Genomic DNA, 18,034 nt, shown 5'->3' on the forward strand with positions numbered 1-18,034 from the left:
ACAGATAACATCTATTGACCGGAGGTTCTGTGTGAATCTGTCGGAGAGGATCATAGACATTGTCCACCGATGGCGATCGAGTTCGCCAAGGCGTCGCTGGCCGGTTTCGCTTGTCGTCATGCTCTGCTTCGTGGTTGGAAACATAGCTCTGGTCTGGTCTGCGTTGTGGATAGACCGCCGTCTCGGCATACGCGTAACCGGATTCGAAGAACTCAGATATGCCCTTGGCTGGCCCATCTGTGTTATGGGCTCCTTGCTGATGCTCTGGATCGTGTTCTTGTTCTTTCGACAAAGAGGCACACCGGTTCCATTGAATCCTCCAAAGAGTCTGATCACTTCAGGTCCGTATAGGGTCACAAGGAATCCAATGATATCCGGGTGGTTCATAGGTTCCTTCGGATTGGCGATTGTGCTTGGGTCGATTGTGCAGTTCTTCGTTGTAACGCCGCTTTTGATGCTCCCCTTTATTCTGTTCGTCATAAAAGTCGAAGAACCGGAATTGGAAAAACGGTTTGGGCAGGAGTATTTGAACTACAAGAATAGTGTGCCCCGGTTCTTTCCACGGCTGCGACCCCGCCGGACTGAAAGCAGTTCGTGACTTTGTCGGTCTCCCTTGCAGGCTACTCAAACGCGAACAAAGCAGACTGGAAAACACGGGTCGAGTAAGCAGCTTGCTCCAGTGTGTAGAACCTACCTTCAACAAGATCGGATGTTGCCCAGAACTCTCTTGCCTGTTCTTCTGACCAGAAGAAGACAGACTTGCGTCAGAAATTGTCGATGATACTCGGATCACGCCAATTGGGCAAATCCAGCGGCGGCACAAAAACCATCGGCGCCGGTCCGCCTTCCAATATGTCGATGTTAAGATCACTGTCGATGGCCATGACGATCGATCGACCGGAAACAACGCATTCGGTCTTGACCCGTGTCGACAACTGTTCTTTTCTCAAACGCCCTTGCACGAAGGGCGTGGCTGTCGTGTCGACTGCTCAGGCGGCATTGGTTTGTTCACCGGACTCGAATGTGAAATGATGAGGCGTTGTTTCGCACGTCACGGGATATGCCCAGCTAACCTCCCCGTTGTCGTTTCTGAACAGGAACACAAGATGCTTCTCAAGGTCATCGAGTATTTCGTTCACGCGCGGCAGAGATATCTTCAATTCCCGGGCAATAAACTCAGGTGACAAGGGCCGCCCAACTCTTGGTATCTCCCGGACCGTAAAATTACGTACCCGATGATGGTCCTCGGACATGAACTCCAACAGGGTTGCAACAGCCGCCGGGGCCTGAGACAACTCCTGTTCCCATTCTCGTCGTGGCAGTTCCACAATCCGGCGTCCCTGCCCAACTAATATCTTCTCACTCACGACGGCACCTCCATTGTGGTCGGTGTTTCTTCTGAGCACCAATAAATGCATTGTTGCGCTCTCACGCACCTGATATTCAAAAAGCCGCCAAGGTAGACCCCGGCATTTCCCGGGAACCAAATAACCGAAAAAGTGATTGCGGAATGTATACAGAGTAAATAGGTTGACTTTATCAAACAAAAGGAGAACGGTATGACCAAATCAGCGATCCTGTTCATTGGATTGGTCGCCCTGCTTTGCACCGCGGCGACGGCCGGGGACCTGCCCTGGTTCGACATGGAGAAGTGTACTTTCTGCAAACACATCACAGCCGAAAAAGGCTTGATGGAGCACATGAATTTCGAGTATCACAACCACTCCAAAGGTATCCTCTCGATCACCGTGGTCGACAAGGACTACCAGGAAGCCTTTGCTCGCGTCAGCAAGAAGATGACCGAGACGGGCGAAAAAATGATGGCCTCCAAAGAGCCGCCGCCGTACATGTGTGGTCACTGCGCGGGCTATGGCGAGTTTATAATGGCCGGCGTCATGCCGGAAGTGGTCTCCACCGATGGCGGTGAGATAACGCTTTGGATGTCCGACAAACCTGAGATGGTGACCAAGCTGCACGCCTTCGCCCAGCGGACAACCGATGAATACAAGAAAATGCACGCCGACATGGCCGAATAATCAGCGCCTTTTCTTTGGACAAATCAACCCCCACTCGGATAATCCGGGTGGGGGTTTTTGGTATACCATCGTACACGCCTGTCGTGCAGCTCCGGGATTAATCCCGTTCAGTCGGTTCTCAATGTGACCGGGACCTCCCCCGCCAATTGTTTATCCCAGTCGAGCCGAGCTGTGAACTGCATCACCAAAAACAGTGTCACGATGGCTAAGATCGTTATTGTCAGGCCGGTATATCCCTCCAGGAAGAAAGCGTAGGAGAAAAGGATCAAATAAACAAACTGCGCCAGCCCGGTCTCCACCAGGGCGAAGCGTACACCCACCACCAATCGCATGTACGAAAGAACCAAAAACACGGAGACCAACGAGCTAATGACACAAGCCCAATGCACGTTGATGTGGTCTACGAGATAGGCCAAAAGCAAGTGGAAAGCAAAGAAGGCTGTGGCCAGAAAAAAATAATTCATAAAGTGTATCTTGATGTTCCTGACCGTGGTCACCATGAACATGACGAAAAAGAAGAAGAACAGCGACACCGGTGCGAAGAAACTGAGGCGACTGACGAACGGTCCGGGGTTGAGCTTCTGTGGCAGGTCCATACCGATCTGTATTCCCGAAATCAGGCTGTCATACTCCCAGATCAAGGTCCAGCCATCTCCGGTTCGCTGCATACTCACCGGCGACATGCTGTTGGCGGGGAAATCGATCTCATCGAAGTCGGTGGTCATGGTCAGTCTGAAGTTTTGAATCTGGGTTACGCCCGAACCGAGAAGATACCACCATTCGTCCATACCGTGCGACCGATAGGATATCTCGACGGTCTTGCGCTCACCCGCCCGCAGCCACAGTTCACGAGAGACTGTACTGCCGGAGGCGTCCAGTTTGGGCACGCTGTCACCGTCGATTTTGAACGCAAACCCGTCGTAGATGCCGTCTTCCGCCGGGAAACTGTACTCAAAAACGACGAATTGGTCGATATCCGACGGGTTGCTGATAACGTACTTTCCGAGGAAGTCAACATGGTAGGTGGAATACCAGATCAGGCCCTTTTTGCGATTGTCAAGGTCCAGGGTCACCGAAATATCGCTGCTGTCAAGCGGGAGCGGCGCCCGCCCGACCGGGACGAAGGCGCTGTCGGATGTAGAGAGAGCCGTTTCTGACAGTTTGATCGGATCGATCCGACCCTTCACCAGCGCTCGGGGCGCCCGCTGATGTTGAACTGTCCCCCACAACTGCCCCACGGCCGCTTTGAGCTTGGCGTCTTGTCGGTCGGTGCGCAGTTCCATCGATGATCCCAGTGTCACCCAGGCGACGCTGGCAAAGATAAAGATGACCACCAGGGGAAGGATTCTTTTGGACATAACGCTGTCCTCCGGGTTGCGCTCGAGTGTCACATGCGTCGCATGGTTCGGATCGGCGGCATAACCGTACCGGGTCCGGATCGTGTCATTATTCGACGTGGGCACCGTGAGCTTTGCTAATGATACCGGTGAGCCTCAGAAAGGTTCAGTATGGATAATCTCATCCAGTCCGGCAGGTCGCAAGGATGGTGTTGCCAACACTTTCCGTCCAGGACCGAGTTCGTGTCGGGATGGCAGGCGTCCCCCGGTCGGTTTTGGTTGCAATCGCACACCTTTTGTGCGAACCTATGACGCGAGTGGTCGAACACAACTGGCCGCGGGCGGTTCTGCCGTGCAAACACGAACCGGAAACAACTACGGGATGCAAGAAAAGCCTAAACCAAAACTGCGCCTCGGTCTCCTTCTGGATAGCTTCACCATCCACACCTGGCAGTTGAGAATGCTAAAGAAGATAGTAGCATCGGAGTATGCCGCGTTCCAATTGGTACTGCTCAACGATGCCCCGACCATCACGCCACGAAAACGCAGCCTCTACCGCTTGCTTGGCTACATGGAAGCACACCTGTGGCGAACCTATCATGGCGTCAGCAAAGACCCATCGCAACCCGGTTGGGACCCGTTTGAGTTGGTTGATTCGTCCGCCCTGCTGAAAGCCGTCCCGGTTCTGAAAGTGCAGCCCAAACAAAGCCGACACTCCGACCGGTTCACACCCGAGGATATAGAGACCATAAAATCGCACGAGGTTGATGTCCTTATTCGCATTGGTTTCCGTATTCTCAGAGGGGATATTCTCAAGGCGGCCAGGTATGGTGTATGGTCGTATCACATGAGTGACAATCGTGTGATCCGAGGCGGTCCGCCTGGATTCTGGGAGGTGCTCGAAAGTCACCCGGTGACCGGGTCGGTTTTGCAGGTGCTTAGCGAGGAGTTGGACGACGGTGTGATACTCTATCGTTCATGGTCGGCCACGCATCCGTTCTCAATAGATCGCAACCGTGACAATTACTACCGCAAGTCCATCTCGTTCCTCCCCAGAAAACTAAGAGAGCTTCACAACCTGGGCGCGGAGAAGTTCTTCGAAAAAGTTCATGGTGACAACCAAACTGACAATCGCGGTGGCGGCAAGCTGTACAAAGCTCCATCGAACACCAGATTCCTTCGGCTCTTTGCACGATATCTTGCCAAGCAGGTCAGGGTCATGCTGTCCCGGCTGCTCTTCTGCGATCAATGGGTCCTGCTGTACAGCCGCACCGAACAACAGCCCGAAACATTGTCTGAATTCAAGAAGCTGAGTCCTCCTGGACAAAAGTCATGGCAAGACCCGTGCATCGTGTACGAAGGCGGCAGGCATCACGTTTTCGTCGGCGAACATGGTCGCAAACGGTCGGAAAGCCACATTTCGCTGTTGTCCTTAGACTCAAGCGGCAGTTGGCAATCTGCCGTCACGGTGCTCCTACAGCCGCATGCACTGTCGCACCCGTTTGTATTCACATTAGAGAATGAGCATTACATGATCGCATCGTCGAGTGACGGCGGACCGGTCGAGTTGTTTCGGGCTACCGACTTTCCGACCAAGTGGACTTATGAGAACTGTCTCATCCAGGATATCACGGCGGCCAATGCGACTATGTTTCATCATGAGTCAAGCTGGTATCTCCTGGCCAATGCGATCGAGAACGAAGGGTCCTCCATTAACGACGAGCTCTTTCTGTTTTACGCAGATCATCCTCTGAGTACGCACTGGACGCCACACCCGCTTAACCCGATAGTGTCCGATGTCAGAAAAGCGCGACCAGCGGGTCGGATATTCAACGTTGACGGAAACCTCTACCGTCCGGCCCAGGACAACTCGGCCGGTGACGGTCAGGGCGTGAGGATATTTCAGATTGTGATACTATCGGAAAGCCGGTATGAGGAGCAAGAGGTCCGGGGCATCGCAGCCGAGGGACATTCTGAGATCAAGTCCATAGGCGCTTTTGCCGGCGCCGACGGCTTAACCGTTGTTGGCGGACGGGTGAAAAAGATGCGATTATTCTAAGGGGCACGGGAGCCCACGGTTGTCAGTTGTTCTCATCCGGTGCGCCGCTCGGCTACGGACAGGCCGGCGGTTCGGGACCGTTGGTGAACATATAATCCACCAGATAGACCAGATCACTGATCTCAATCCCGGCCAGGCCGTCAACATTGGCTTCATCCAAGTTCGGCGGCTCCGGGCCCGAATTGAACATGAAGTCGACCAGATGAATCAGGTCGGAGATATCTATCTGTCCGGCCGGATCGTGATCGACATTGCCTCTGCGGATACAGTCGACCAGGGCCAGATTGAACGGATAAACGACCTCGTATTCCGACTGACCTTCAGGTTTCACACGCCAGAAATACAGGTCGGCTACGGCAGTATCCAAAGGAGATACCTGATAGGAACTCCCATCGACCGTGGCTGTTGCTACCAGACTTGCGAAATCGATATCGGTGGCCACTTGAAGGTCGAAACTGCCGCTCCCCGGCCAACGGAGAACTGGATTGTCGTTGTACACCCACGAACCGGGCGCGGGATAAACCGGGGATCCTCCAAAGGGATAAATGTCAAAATTATAACCGGACGAAGCCATTGTGCTTTGTTCGGCAAACCGATATGGGACCGAACCGAAAGTCATTTCCAAAGAAAACGTTTCAACACTTTTGGCAACACCCGGTTTGGGACTTGCAGACAGAGTATAAACACCGCTTTCGGCTGTATTGAAAGTAATTGCATCGTCGAGCGAACCGTTTTGGTTGCTGTTACGTCGTTGATATTCACCGGAAGCAATCGAACTGCGAACGTTGTTGACCACCTGCCCACTAGGACTCAAGAGGGCTAACTGGGCATTGTCCTCGGCTGTGATCACGACCGGCATAGCAGTAAAGCCGTCGGGGTCAAGCTGATTCTCAAGCACGAACAGCGAGGCACCGCTCTGTGATTCATACGATGCGACCACCAGGTCCAAATCGGCATCGGAATCGGCATCGAAACAGATCACCTGAATCGGCAGATACTTGTCAATGTCATATCGCAGTTCGTTGGTAAAGCTGCCGTCGCCATCACCAAACAAGATCGCGCAATACTGTTCACTGCCGTTGACGTATGCAATATCCAGGTTTCCGTCATTGTTGAAGTCACCGGTGCAATCGGCCATAACGTGACCGAGCGGGGTTCTGATAATGGTCTGGCTGAAAGTACCATCGCCGTTACCCAAGTAAACAACCAACTGGCTGTGTGTTCCGCCGACCGAGGGAGTAGCCAGGCAGAGATCAAAAAGATCATCATTGTTAAAGTCGGAGCCCATGTTGGTGACTTCGATATCGAATGAGCCGTAAGTTTGGCTATAGGATGCGTTCAGGTTGAACCCGCCACTTCCAGTGCTGAGGTATATTTTCAACCCGCTTTCGGTGCCGATAGCCAAATCATCAAGACCATCATCATCGAAATCCGCACTTGTAACCGATTTGGCAACTTCCCCGCCCCCCAAAGGAATCGGAAAACCCTGGCCGGAAAGTACCGAATCAGCGTCGCCCTGGAACATCCCTATTCCCCAATTATTCACGACGACATAATCAAGGTACTGATCGCCGGTGAATTCACCCAGAACCGCGCCGCGTGCGAAAGTATTATAAAACGATTCGGATTCGATTGTGCTGAAACCGTTATCCCCGTCCCCCAGCATGATGTATGCAGTTTCGGTTGTACTTCCCAACATAACGAAGTCAAGATTCTTGTCCCCGTTCAAGTAACCCCGCACCGGACCGCGAAAGGCATATCCGTTGGGATATGTCCATACGGTGTCAAAAGTCATATCTTGGTTAAGGTCCAAAAGACAGGCGGTTTTTGGATAATTTCGACCCACGGAACAGATAAACAGCTCCGGCTCAATGTCGCTATCACTGTTTCCCTGGACCATGTGGATGGCTTCCGGCGCGCTTGGAGTTTCAGTTTGATCGAATGACAACAGGTAATCGGCATCCGACACCACCTGGATTGTGACCGACCGCATGACACACATACCAGCCGTATCACAAGCTCGAATCCGAGCCGACCACAAGCCGACATCGGACGCAGTCGGCGACCATGTGAACTCAGCTGGGTCGCCGTCGACCAACTCAGGTTCGTTGGTGGGCGTTCCGCCGCCGGTTTCCAGCAGCGAAAAATCAAACAGTTCAATTTCAACCGGATAATCCTCCGGCGAATCGGCCGAACAATCGAAAGTAACCTCGGACCCGGCCGCGGTGCGAGGATCATCGGCCGGCAGCGCCAAAATCGGGGGCAGAGTTCCTGAGACCACGGTCAGCGTGTCAATGATGACAGTCGGCGTGTACATCCCGTACCCATGTTCCTGGAGGGACATCAGGCCGAATTGCCCGGCCGGAGGAAACCAACCACTGTCTACGATCATGCTGCCCGGTGTGAGTCCTGTCATCCAAAGTCGGACCACTGCATCATTACCCGGTGGCAGCGGCTGGCCGCTCAAGGCTGCAACCACGGTCGTGTCCGGCGGAACTCCGGCAGAGTCCCAATAGCTGGTAACTCGATACCACAGAACCTCAGGGCTACTCAGGCGATTGACAAAGCGGACGGAATCGACCTTGGCAAAACCGGTGTCGAGCGTTTTGGACATCAAACCGAAGTTGATGTACCTGATGCCATAATCGTTGGCCACGACGATATCGATGGGCATTGACAAACCAACTTTCAAGGAATCTCCGGCCACGCGGATAGTGTCCGGCTGGCCGTAATCCTGAGCATACGATACTGCAACCGAGAGCAGTACCAAAACGGTAGCTAACGCGAAGGTTTTCATGATGCAATCCTCAATGGATCTGGGTCAAGTATGTTTCGATTTATAAAGTGGCCGAGGGTCGAGAAACCACTTCGCTTCCTCCTGTGTAATTAAAGTATATAAATGAGTCGAGTTTCGCAAGCAAAAAAGTGCCCCAGCCAAGCGCCCCTTTGCTGTTTACAACCAAACCTAATCGGAGCACATTACAGGTGCTGTCAGGTGACTCGCCTGACAGCCAGCCGGTCGGACGGTAGGTGTCGGGCGGGGTCGTCCAACACCACTCGAATACATGTGCGACCCGCCGCCCACCACGGAGCAATATACCAACACCCCTTTGCTGTTTACAACCAAACCTAATCGGAGCATATTGGACCCATCAACGACGACACAGAGCGAGTCAAGCTTATGGACGACGACAATCTGATCCGAGGAATGAACGACTACTATCATCGACGTGCACCTATTCACGACGAGAGGATGTCATATAAGTCCAACCAACAGATGGAAGCGTTGTTCAAGCCGATCATCGAATTGCTCGAACCGTTCATCGTGGATAAGGATGTTCTGGAGATCGCCTGCGGCACCGGCAACTGGACGCAAATCCTCACCAAAAGAGCTCGCTCGGTGCTGGCCACCGACGTCAACCAGTCAACGCTTGAGATTGCGCGTCAAAAAGAGTACGCCAACCCACAACCTCGATTTGCCCCGGCCGATGCCTACAATCTCGACGGCGTCGAGGGAGCCTTCGACACGGCTTTCATGGCCGACTGGTGGGCGCACATTCCAAAGAGGAAATTGCCGCGATTCCTCAATGACTTGCATCAAAGGTTGCGGGTATCCGGCTGCGTGGTCGTTGTCGATATGCTGCCATACGACTTGCCCGATGATGAGACAGAGTCTTTTGACTCAGACGGCAACCGAATCCATCAGCGAACACTGCCGGGGGGCGGCCTTTTCTCTGTCGTTAAGAACTATCCCTCGCGTCAGGAGTTGGTCGATACAGTTTCTCAGTTCGCCGATGAATTCCATTACTGGAATAACCGGGCCTTGAAACGCTGGGTTTTGGCCTATCGTCTGCGCCAAAAGGGACTGGGCTGAAACCAACTAAGATATTGACATTTCCCCGGTTCACTCTAACTTTACGCCGGTAACTCTGGTTGGTCAGATTTGCTTTAAGGTAGTACCGATGACAGTGACCGAAAAACAGGCGGTCAAGACCGCATTTTATGATTATCATATCGAGGCCGGCGCCAAGATGGTGGAGTTCGCAGGTTTCTGGATGCCCATTCAGTATCAGGGAATCACGGCCGAACATCTGGCCGTGCGCAAGAACATCGGGCTGTTCGACCTTTCGCACATGGGAGAGATCGATCTGTACGGCGCCGACACAGTCGATTTCCTTCAGCGCGTCACCAGCAACAATGTCGCCGCCCTCGAAGTCGGGCAGATTCAGTATAGTTGTATGACCAGGCCGGACGGCGGCATTGTCGACGACCTGTTGGTGTACCGCCTTGCTGATCGATACATGCTGGTGATCAATGCGGCCAATATTCCCAAAGACCTGGCTTGGCTTGAGTCGCACCTCTTTGGCGATGTCAAACTTGTCAACCGCTCCGATGATTTCAGCCTGCTGGCTATCCAGGGACCGCAGGCGGCGACCTTAATGGCTGAGTTGACCAGGCACAACCTTGATGAGATGTCATATTACACTTCGGCGGTGGCCGACATCGTCGGCGGTGAGATGCTGTTTTCACGTACCGGCTACACCGGTGAGGATGGTTTCGAACTGTACGTCACCCGAGAGCAGACCGACGCTCTTTGGCAAGCCGTCAACGAGGTCGGACGGCGTCACGATCTGCGACTGATCGGCCTGGCCGCGCGCGACAGTCTTAGGCTGGAAATGAAAATGACTCTCTATGGCCACGACATCGATGAAACCACCAACCCGGTCGAAGCCGGACTGAGTTGGATCGTGGATATCGAAACTGATTTTATCGGACGAGACGAAATAGCCCGCATAAAAACAGAAAAACCGCATCGCCGGCTGGTCTGTCTTGAGTTGACCGAACGCGCGGTTCCGCGCCAGGGATACCAACTCTTGGCTGAAGGTGAGCCGGTCGGCCAGGTAACTTCGGGAGTCTTTTCACCCTCGCTGCAAAAGCCGATAGCTCTCGGTTATGTACCTCGCCGACATGCCAAGGCCGGAACCCAGCTGGAACTTCAGATCAGGAACAAACGGTTTGCAGCCCAGGTGGTAAAACCTCCGTTTTACAAAGACGGATCGCACCTATAGGACTCTTGCCATGGACGTTCAACTATACTTGACTCCATTTCCATCCGCCGAGACGGAGATCAACGACAAGATCGTGGTGGTCATTGACGTCCTACGCTGCACCACCTGTATCTCGGCCGCCCTGATGGTCGGTGCGCGCGGAGTGATCCCGACTCCCGGTCCCGGCGAGGCGGTCGACATGTGGACCAAGATAGGTCCCGACATGGCCATCCTGGCCGGAGAACGTCAGGGTATCAAAATAGAGAATTTCCAACTGGGTAACTCGCCGATGGAGTTCACGGCCGATGCCGTAGGCGGCAAACATGTGGTGATGACCACCTCCAACGGCACCGCCGCCTTTTTGCAGGCCACCAGCGCAGCGCTGACCCTGTCGTGCAGCCTGACCAATATCACCAGAGTGGTCGATCGTATCGCCGTCGAAGAAAGGGATCTTGTTATCACCTGCGCTGGTCGCGGCGGGCAGTTTTCGATTGAGGATACCATTTGTGGAGGGATGGTGCTGCACCTATTGTCGACTGACAAGAAACTAAAACTCACCATAAATGATGCCGGGTCGTTGGCCCTTTTGCTCTATCGCAGTAACAAGAACGCCCTCAGACAGACTATCGCTCAGGGTGAACATGGCCGGTATCTCAGCCAAATCGGATTTGCATCCGATGTTACAGCGGCAGCGGTCACGGACTCGATGCCGGTATTGCCGATTCTAAGGGAGGGCCAGTTGGTAGCGGCTGACGACTGATCGGATTGTCGTGATCAAGGGTCGTCTTTTGCCGCTGGATATGGTATAATGTGCAAATGAAAAAAACACTGTTATTGCTGGTAGCGTTATCACTAATTCATCTTCGGGTCTGGTCAGCAGGCGGCATCGAAGGGGCCATCGCCGTCTATCAAACGGATGAGGCCACCTCGGAGAATCACCTGCTCTTTGCCGACACCAATCGGTTTGTGACCGGCATGCCGGTATCCGGATTTCTGCTGACTTTTTCAGTCGATATCGAACTGGAGTCCTTCGACACGACCGGTTGCGAATTCAGTTTGCATATAATCACTCTCGGCCCCACGGCCAATACTTACTCACGGAATTTTAAGGTCGAGTACGGTTTGCCGGCCCGCATTGAGAATATTCAGGGCAAAGGCTCCTCTCGCTACCGCTTCGAATTCACACCCCTTCAGTCGTTCGAGACCGACTCCGCCTGGTGCTCCTACAGCCACCGCCAGGTTGGAGTATTCAACATAGAACCGTCCGCGCATCTTGATATTCACTATTTGCCCAACACCCTGGGCGATTTTTATTGGGGAGCGGCCAAAGGAATACTCGAAGAACATTACACCCGGATCCAGACACTGTACAACTTCACGCTACCGGGCAAATACGATATCTACCTGTGCCCATGTTATATCCCGTCCGTAATATGGGACAAACGATTTGCCACGGCTGTCGATCCCACCCGCACCACGGCTCACGCCATCTTTACTCACGCCTTGAACAGTGCCGACCCATTCGTGTTGGCTCACACCGTTGTGCTTCGCAACTACGGTTACGCCCCACCGTTTTTGTCGGAAGGCCTGGCCAATTACCTGTCGCTGGCCTTGTTCGACATGAAAGAAATCGTCGCTCAGAAAAAAAACCTGCCTCTGGATGATTTCCTGGACACTTACCAGTACTACACGGCCGATCCATATTTGGCCGACCGCACCGGTGCCACCTTTGTGATGTTCCTGGTCAACCAGTACGGTTTTCCACGTTTCAAGCAACTATACGAAGCGGCCGATGATTTGAATCTCCGCCGTCAGATCGAAAGGCACTACGATGCTTCCATCATTGAACTGGAAAATCAGTGGCGGACCTATGTCGATACCAGCCGGTTTGACATAGGCAGTTTGGTTTTTCACGCCGGTCTGGCCGAAGCCATGTTCGACTATCGTTTGATGTTGCGTTACGCCGAGGCTGTGGCGGAACTGTCGCGGACACACCAGGATTCGCTCGGGCATCTCTCGCTGCTCAAACGAGCCTATTTCTACTCGGGCGATTACTACAGCGCCACCGCCGTGCAGGAACAGTTGGTGCAACTTCAAAGCAGCTCGGCCAAGCACTGGATGACTCTGGGTACTTACCGGATGATGAACGGTTATTACGATCAAGCTCTTGAGGACCTTAGCACAGCCTTCAACCTCGATACATCCGACCACAATGTCAGATTCAATCTGGCCATGAACTACGATCATCGCGGGGAGCGAGCCAAAGCACGGGAACACTTGCAACAGGTCGTCAACCAACCCACCAAAGCCGGTCCGCACGTCGGCAGCATGATAATTCTGGGTCACATATTGCGCGAATCCGAAGATGAGAAGGAGCGAGCCCTGGGCCAACAGTATCTTCTGCAGGCCATTCGGGGGCTTGAAGCGACGCTTCAGTCCGGTCCTCCGGCGCCGTCCACTCATTTATGGCTGGGCATGGCCTGTATCGGTGTCGACGAATTCGAGGCGGCGCGCGGCTACCTTGAAGGCGCCCTGTTTCTGGAAACGCGACCCTTCTACCTGGGTATGAGTCATCTCTGGCTGGGAAAACTGGCCGATCTGACCGGTCTGCGGGACGAGGCGGTGGGCCACTACTCAGAAGTACTGGCCTTGACTTCGGCCGCCTACCACCAAGCCGAAGCTCAAAGACACCTCAAGACACCGTACACCCGATAGCTGCCACCGATGTTCAACTTCCTCAACTCGACTGTCTTGTTCGCCGCGGCGGCGGCTTTGATACCGCTAATCATTCATCTTTTCTCCAAGCGGCGCGTAAAGATCATAGAGTTTTCATCATTGAAACATCTGAAAGCGATGCAGCGGCGTCAGGTACGTCGGCTTAAAATTCGACAGCTACTCTTACTGATACTTCGCATGCTGATAATCCTGGCCGTGGTGCTCGCCTTTGCTCGACCCACTTTGCAGGAGGGCGGCCTCGGCTCCCATGCTTCGGTATCGGCGGTGATATTGTTCGACAACTCGGCGTCGATGAACCGGTACGTGGCCGATGGTGACTTGTTCGACCTGGCTCGCAAACGGACCGAGGAACTGCTTACTACTTTCGGCGAGGCCGACCAGGTAGCGCTACTGCCGCTGGACGGTACGACCGGGGGAGATAAGGCGGCCAGGTTTGCTACCGCGGCCACCGCGGCCGATCTGCTCATGAGAATACAGCCGGGTACAAAAAAGGCCGACCTGCAATCCGGGCTGGACAAAGCGCTGGAACTTCTGGAAAGTTCCGACAACCTCAATCAAGAGATCTACATTGTTACCGATAGACAGCGGCGCAATCTGCCAAAGCGTCCGGTGCTATCTTCAAGCGATGCTCGTATTTGTTTTCTCGAACTACCTATGGAGGCGGTGGTCAACTCAGGGATCACCGGTGTCGATTTCGGCGGACAACTGTTGATGCCGGGACATGAGTTCGAGTTATCGGCCACCGTGATGAACTACGGTGAAGACGACCGCGATGATCTGATTGCATCTTTGTTCATGGACGGCGTGCGGGTCTCTCAGACCGACGTGCGTGCTGCTGCTTTAGCAGAAACGGTCGTGCGTTTCACGCGAAGCGTTTCGCACACCGGATTCCACAGTGGATGGATCGAACTCTCCGACGACAAATTCGCTTTGGACAACCGCTTCTATTTCAGCCTGCACATTCCCGACCGGTTCAACGTTTTGGTGATCCGGGGTGATCGTGCAAGTGACTTTGTGTCGCTGGCTCTGACACCGTCTGAGGAGGTCAACCAGTATTGGTCGGTAAAACAGACCGACCCGGATCAATTGTCGGGTGTGAATTTTCGCGACTACGATGTTGTCATACTCTCCGGCGCACCGACCTTGAGCCAAACCTACGTTGAAAGGCTGTGGTCGTTTGTGGATGGCGGCAAGTCACTTTTTGTGACCTACTCGGCTGAGACCGATGTCGACCAGTTCAATCGGACGTGGTCGCCCAGCACCGGTGTGGTCATTGATCAGCCGGCCAAAACAAGTTTCTCCAGAGCCGGATATTACACTTTCAGTTCGGTAGATCTGGAACACCCTATCTTCAGTGTGTTCGGGTTCGAAAACGGCCAGCCGCCGGGAGTGAAATTCTACACTCTTCCCGAACTGCACCTGGAGGGCGACAGCCGGGTCCTTCTGCGATTCTCCGGTGATCGCCCGGCGCTGGTCGAGCATCGCCGGGGTCGTGGGCACGTACTCACATTTACCGGACCGATGTCACCGGAGTTTTCGGACCTCACCGGCCACGCCTTCTTTGTACCGTTCGTATCGCGGATAGTGGAGTACCTGGCTGCGGACCTCAGTTCGGTCGAACTGGATTTAACGGTCGGCGACCCCATTGCGCGAAGCGTGAATATACGCGGCTCTGTTCAGGCGGCCATTCGCATGCAAGCTCCCGACAGCAATGTCTACAGCATCCCGCCCGAAGAAGAATCTGATAGACTCGTCTTCAGACCACAGCCGATCGATCTGCCGGGTATCTATAGCGCCTCCTATCTGGGCCGGGAGATCGACCGGTTTGCGCTCAACCTCGATCCAGCCGAAGCCGACTTGAGCGCGGTCGACCACGACCAGATTGTGTCGGCCCTGGGCGCGCGTGATCCACATCGGTTTCAGCCGGATACGGACCTCGCATCGGCTGTTTCAGAATTGCGATTCGGCAAGGAGTTGTGGCAGTTGCTACTTTGGATTGCGGTACTGCTTTTGCTGGCCGAGATGCTTCTGGCGCGGGGCTCAGACGTCGAGGAGTCGCCATGACACTGGTCACGGCTGAGCGAATCTCGCAAAAGTTCAATGATCAGGTAATTCTCAAAGACGTTTCTTTCACCATCAAAACCGGCGACCGCATCGGGCTTGTCGGCAAGAACGGTTGTGGCAAGACGACTCTTTTCGAGATCATGGCCGGACGCATGGAACTCGATCAGGGCAAGGTCCATCACTCCCGCCGATGCGGTATAGACTATATTGAGCAGGAATCCACCCAGTATGCCGATCTGACTCTCTTTGAGTATGTAAGCTCGGCTCGTGATGACCTGGCTGCCATGCGAACCGAAATCGGCGGTCTGGAGCATCACCTTCAGATCGAGCCGGAAGATCGTGAGCAGTTGAACCGGTTGGGGGAGTTGCAGGAGCGGTTTGAGTTGGAGGGCGGGTTCAGTTTTGAAAACGACGTTAACACGATCGTTCACGGATTAGGCTTTGAGAAAAACCGGTTCTCCGATCTCATGAAGAACTTCTCGGGCGGTGAACGCAACCGGGCCGGTTTGGCCAAAGCGCTGGCCGGTAAAGGAAACCTTCTGCTCCTGGATGAGCCGACCAACCACCTTGATATCGAATCTACTCGTTGGTTGGAGGAGTATCTCAAAGAGACCGAACGTAGTTTTGTCGTCGTTTCGCACGACCGCTCGTTCCTGAGTGCCACCATCAATAAGATCTGGGAGCTACGTCTGGCCAAGCTTGAGTTCTACACCGGCGGGCTGGAAAACTACCTGGCCGAAAGAACCGCCCGAAGATCGCAGCACGAACATCGCTATCGCCACCAGCAGGAGGAGATCAAACGGCTGGAAGACTTTGTCAGGCGCAACATGGCCGGACAAAAAACCAAACAAGCACAATCCAAATTGAAATATCTCGGCCGCATCAAACGGCTGGCCAAACCGCGCGGTGATGGTCTTCAGGAAAAAATCGGTATGGCCTCGTCCGGCCGTTCGTTCGCCCATGTCTTGTCGATACCCGAGGTATCTCTCGGTTACGGCGACAAGGCGGTCATACACAATCTGTCGTTGGACGTCTACCGCGGGGACAAAGTCGGCATTATCGGACGCAACGGTTCGGGCAAATCCACTCTGTTGAAAACATTGATCGGGCAACTGGCGCCGGTGCGCGGAGAAATCAGACTGGGCCATCAGGTCGATGTGGCCTACTTCGACCAGGAACTGTCGGACCTGAATTCTGAGTCGACCGTATTGGATTCAATGTGGGAAATGGAGCCGATGGCCGTCGTCGGGAAGATCCGCTCGTACCTGGCCAGGTTCGGTTTCTCCGATGAAGACCCGTTCAAGCTGGTGGCCAACCTGTCCGGTGGTGAAAAAACCAAACTGTCGCTGGCCCGGCTGCTGTATCATCCGGCCAACTTCATCATCTTCGACGAGCCGACCAACCATCTCGACATGGACTCTCGCGAACGGCTGGAGGAAGCGCTGATTGCATACGACGGCAGTTGTCTGATTGTCAGCCATGACCGCTATTTCCTCAACAAGGTGGTGGATCGCATTCTACATCTGAATGACGGCGTGGCTACCATGTACGATGGAAACTATGCCTACTTTCGAGAAAAGACCGAAAAAGGCGACCAGCCGGCCACGCAAAAACCTGAAAAATCCAAAGATGATTACCACGCTTTCAAAGAAAAATCACGCCAACGCGGCCGCCACAAGAAACTCTTGCAGTCGACTCGGGACAAGATCGTACAATTGGAGGAAGAACTGAAGCGGCTGGCCCATGAATTGGAGCATGAGATTGCGCCCGAAGACTGGGAACGCCTTACCGCCGCAACGACGCGGAAAACTGAGATCGAGGCGCAGTTGCTGGAACAGTTAGCTCAACTTGAGAAGCTCGAGGAGGTCGAGCTTGATTAAGCTGTTGACCATTTCAGCGTCACCGGTGGAAGGATCATCAACAGAGTTTATTCTCTCGGAGATTGCCGACGCTGTGGTGGCCTCGCTTGGCGAGACTGATAAGGTAGCGTCCACGACGGTCCGCCTGAACGATCTGAAGTACATTCCCTGTCAAGCCTGCGGTAAATCTCCCGAGCCGGAATACTGCCTCTTCGACGATGACCTCACGCCGGTCTACCGGGCGCTGGTCGAGTGCGACTGTCTGCTTCTTGGTTCGCCGGTCTATTTCGACTCGGTCACTGCTCAAGCCAAGGCCTTTATCGATCGCTGCAACTGTTTTCGCCCGCCCGATTTTGACAATGTCGACCCCGATCATCAGTTCATCCGTCGACTGACAAAGCTGCGTCCGGCAGCCATGGTGCTGGTCGGTGGTGAGCGCGGATGGTTCGAGGGCGCCCGCCGAGTAGTCGCAGGCTTTTTCAAATGGGTTCAGATGGTCGATGAAGGTCACCTGGTATACTTGTCACAAGATTTCAACCGAGCCGGCGAAGCACGTGAAGATACCCAGATTATCGAATTGGCCCACCAACTGGGCCAACATTTGGCCCGGAAGATCATAGATGGTTATGAAGACAAAAATGGTGGCGGGGAATAACCGGGATGAGCGACGAGGATCGCCCGAACCACAACGGCGGGTGGCCGTCTCAAACTTTGTTTGGGACGGATATCAACGAAGAAGTGATCATGTTGGTTTCGCAGGGTCACAATCCCGACTGCGTCGAGATCAGGACCCTGCGACTCTCACCAAGGCGTTGTGTCAGAGCAGCCTTTGAAACCTCCGTTTCACACGTTCGCCTTCGTCGAACGCAGGAACCGGAGGAACACACGACTGTCA

The 18,034-nt window shown here is 54.0% G+C and carries 14 protein-coding genes; 10 read left to right on the forward strand and 4 right to left on the reverse strand.

Annotated elements, in window-relative coordinates:
* The first annotated feature begins 31 nt into the window (after positions 1-31).
* Complete coding sequence (locus OEV49_06475) at positions 32-598, forward strand: isoprenylcysteine carboxylmethyltransferase family protein (protein MDH3890712.1); 567 nt, start codon at positions 32-34, stop codon at positions 596-598.
* A gap of 166 nt (positions 599-764) precedes the next feature.
* Here the strand turns inward: OEV49_06475 and OEV49_06480 are convergent, their stop codons facing one another.
* Complete coding sequence (locus OEV49_06480) at positions 765-950, reverse strand: hypothetical protein (protein ID MDH3890713.1); 186 nt, start codon at positions 948-950, stop codon at positions 765-767.
* A gap of 39 nt (positions 951-989) precedes the next feature.
* Entirely contained in the window at positions 990-1,367 is a 378-nt protein-coding gene (locus tag OEV49_06485; GenBank protein MDH3890714.1) for a hypothetical protein, read from the reverse strand.
* A gap of 192 nt (positions 1,368-1,559) precedes the next feature.
* Here OEV49_06485 and OEV49_06490 point away from each other — a divergent pair, with 192 nt between their 5' ends.
* Positions 1,560-2,036 (forward strand): hypothetical protein, encoded by a 477-nt coding sequence (locus OEV49_06490; GenBank protein ID MDH3890715.1) that lies wholly within the window; start codon positions 1,560-1,562, stop codon positions 2,034-2,036.
* A gap of 107 nt (positions 2,037-2,143) precedes the next feature.
* On the opposite strand, the gene OEV49_06495 is transcribed toward OEV49_06490, so the two are convergent.
* A complete protein-coding gene (locus tag OEV49_06495; GenBank protein MDH3890716.1) occupies positions 2,144-3,394 on the reverse strand; it encodes an inner membrane CreD family protein in 1,251 nt (416 codons plus the stop codon).
* Between the two features lie 361 nt (positions 3,395-3,755).
* On the opposite strand from OEV49_06495, the gene OEV49_06500 reads away from it, so the two are divergent.
* Complete coding sequence (locus OEV49_06500; protein MDH3890717.1) at positions 3,756-5,432, forward strand: hypothetical protein; 1,677 nt, start codon at positions 3,756-3,758, stop codon at positions 5,430-5,432.
* A gap of 52 nt (positions 5,433-5,484) precedes the next feature.
* Here the strand turns inward: OEV49_06500 and OEV49_06505 are convergent, their stop codons facing one another.
* On the reverse strand, positions 5,485-8,229 hold the full coding sequence (locus OEV49_06505) for a VCBS repeat-containing protein (GenBank protein ID MDH3890718.1): 2,745 nt from the start codon (positions 8,227-8,229) through the stop codon (positions 5,485-5,487).
* 384 nt (positions 8,230-8,613) lie between these two features.
* Here OEV49_06505 and OEV49_06510 point away from each other — a divergent pair, with 384 nt between their 5' ends.
* The 7 genes from OEV49_06510 (at position 8,614) to OEV49_06540 (ending at position 17,794) form a co-directional block, all read left to right on the forward strand.
* Complete coding sequence (locus tag OEV49_06510) at positions 8,614-9,306, forward strand: class I SAM-dependent methyltransferase (protein MDH3890719.1); 693 nt, start codon at positions 8,614-8,616, stop codon at positions 9,304-9,306.
* 88 nt (positions 9,307-9,394) lie between these two features.
* On the forward strand, positions 9,395-10,501 hold the full coding sequence (gcvT, locus tag OEV49_06515; GenBank protein MDH3890720.1) for a glycine cleavage system aminomethyltransferase GcvT: 1,107 nt from the start codon (positions 9,395-9,397) through the stop codon (positions 10,499-10,501).
* A 10-nt stretch (positions 10,502-10,511) separates the two neighbouring features.
* Positions 10,512-11,240 (forward strand): 2-phosphosulfolactate phosphatase, encoded by a 729-nt coding sequence (locus tag OEV49_06520; GenBank protein ID MDH3890721.1) that lies wholly within the window; start codon positions 10,512-10,514, stop codon positions 11,238-11,240.
* Positions 11,241-11,296: 56 nt separating this feature from the next.
* A complete protein-coding gene (locus OEV49_06525; GenBank protein ID MDH3890722.1) occupies positions 11,297-13,195 on the forward strand; it encodes a hypothetical protein in 1,899 nt (632 codons plus the stop codon).
* Positions 13,196-13,204: 9 nt separating this feature from the next.
* Positions 13,205-15,280: a BatA domain-containing protein gene (locus OEV49_06530; GenBank protein ID MDH3890723.1), complete on the forward strand. Its 2,076-nt coding sequence runs from the start codon at positions 13,205-13,207 to the stop codon at positions 15,278-15,280.
* Positions 15,277-17,160 (forward strand): ATP-binding cassette domain-containing protein, encoded by a 1,884-nt coding sequence (locus tag OEV49_06535; GenBank protein ID MDH3890724.1) that lies wholly within the window; start codon positions 15,277-15,279, stop codon positions 17,158-17,160. The genes OEV49_06530 and OEV49_06535 overlap by 4 nt, the downstream gene beginning before the upstream one ends.
* Entirely contained in the window at positions 17,153-17,794 is a 642-nt protein-coding gene (locus tag OEV49_06540) for a flavodoxin family protein (protein MDH3890725.1), read from the forward strand. The genes OEV49_06535 and OEV49_06540 overlap by 8 nt, the downstream gene beginning before the upstream one ends.
* The last annotated feature ends 240 nt before the right edge of the window (positions 17,795-18,034 follow it).

It is taken from the genome of Candidatus Zixiibacteriota bacterium, from assembly GCA_029860345.1.
Lineage (GTDB): Bacteria > Zixibacteria > MSB-5A5 > GN15 > FEB-12 > JAJRTA01.

What these genes read in the sequence shown, in the direction of transcription:
- OEV49_06490 (MDH3890715.1), top strand. Translation starts at nt 1,560, where the DNA reads ATGACCAAATCAGCGATCCTGTTCATTGGATTGGTCGCCCTGCTTTGC.
- OEV49_06495 (MDH3890716.1), bottom strand. Translation starts at nt 3,394, where the DNA reads ATGTCCAAAAGAATCCTTCCCCTGGTGGTCATCTTTATCTTTGCCAGC.
- OEV49_06500 (MDH3890717.1), top strand. Translation starts at nt 3,756, where the DNA reads ATGCAAGAAAAGCCTAAACCAAAACTGCGCCTCGGTCTCCTTCTGGAT.
- OEV49_06505 (MDH3890718.1), bottom strand. Translation starts at nt 8,229, where the DNA reads ATGAAAACCTTCGCGTTAGCTACCGTTTTGGTACTGCTCTCGGTTGCA.
- OEV49_06510 (MDH3890719.1), top strand. Translation starts at nt 8,614, where the DNA reads ATGGACGACGACAATCTGATCCGAGGAATGAACGACTACTATCATCGA.
- gcvT (MDH3890720.1), top strand. Translation starts at nt 9,395, where the DNA reads ATGACAGTGACCGAAAAACAGGCGGTCAAGACCGCATTTTATGATTAT.
- OEV49_06520 (MDH3890721.1), top strand. Translation starts at nt 10,512, where the DNA reads ATGGACGTTCAACTATACTTGACTCCATTTCCATCCGCCGAGACGGAG.
- OEV49_06525 (MDH3890722.1), top strand. Translation starts at nt 11,297, where the DNA reads ATGAAAAAAACACTGTTATTGCTGGTAGCGTTATCACTAATTCATCTT.
- OEV49_06530 (MDH3890723.1), top strand. Translation starts at nt 13,205, where the DNA reads ATGTTCAACTTCCTCAACTCGACTGTCTTGTTCGCCGCGGCGGCGGCT.
- OEV49_06535 (MDH3890724.1), top strand. Translation starts at nt 15,277, where the DNA reads ATGACACTGGTCACGGCTGAGCGAATCTCGCAAAAGTTCAATGATCAG.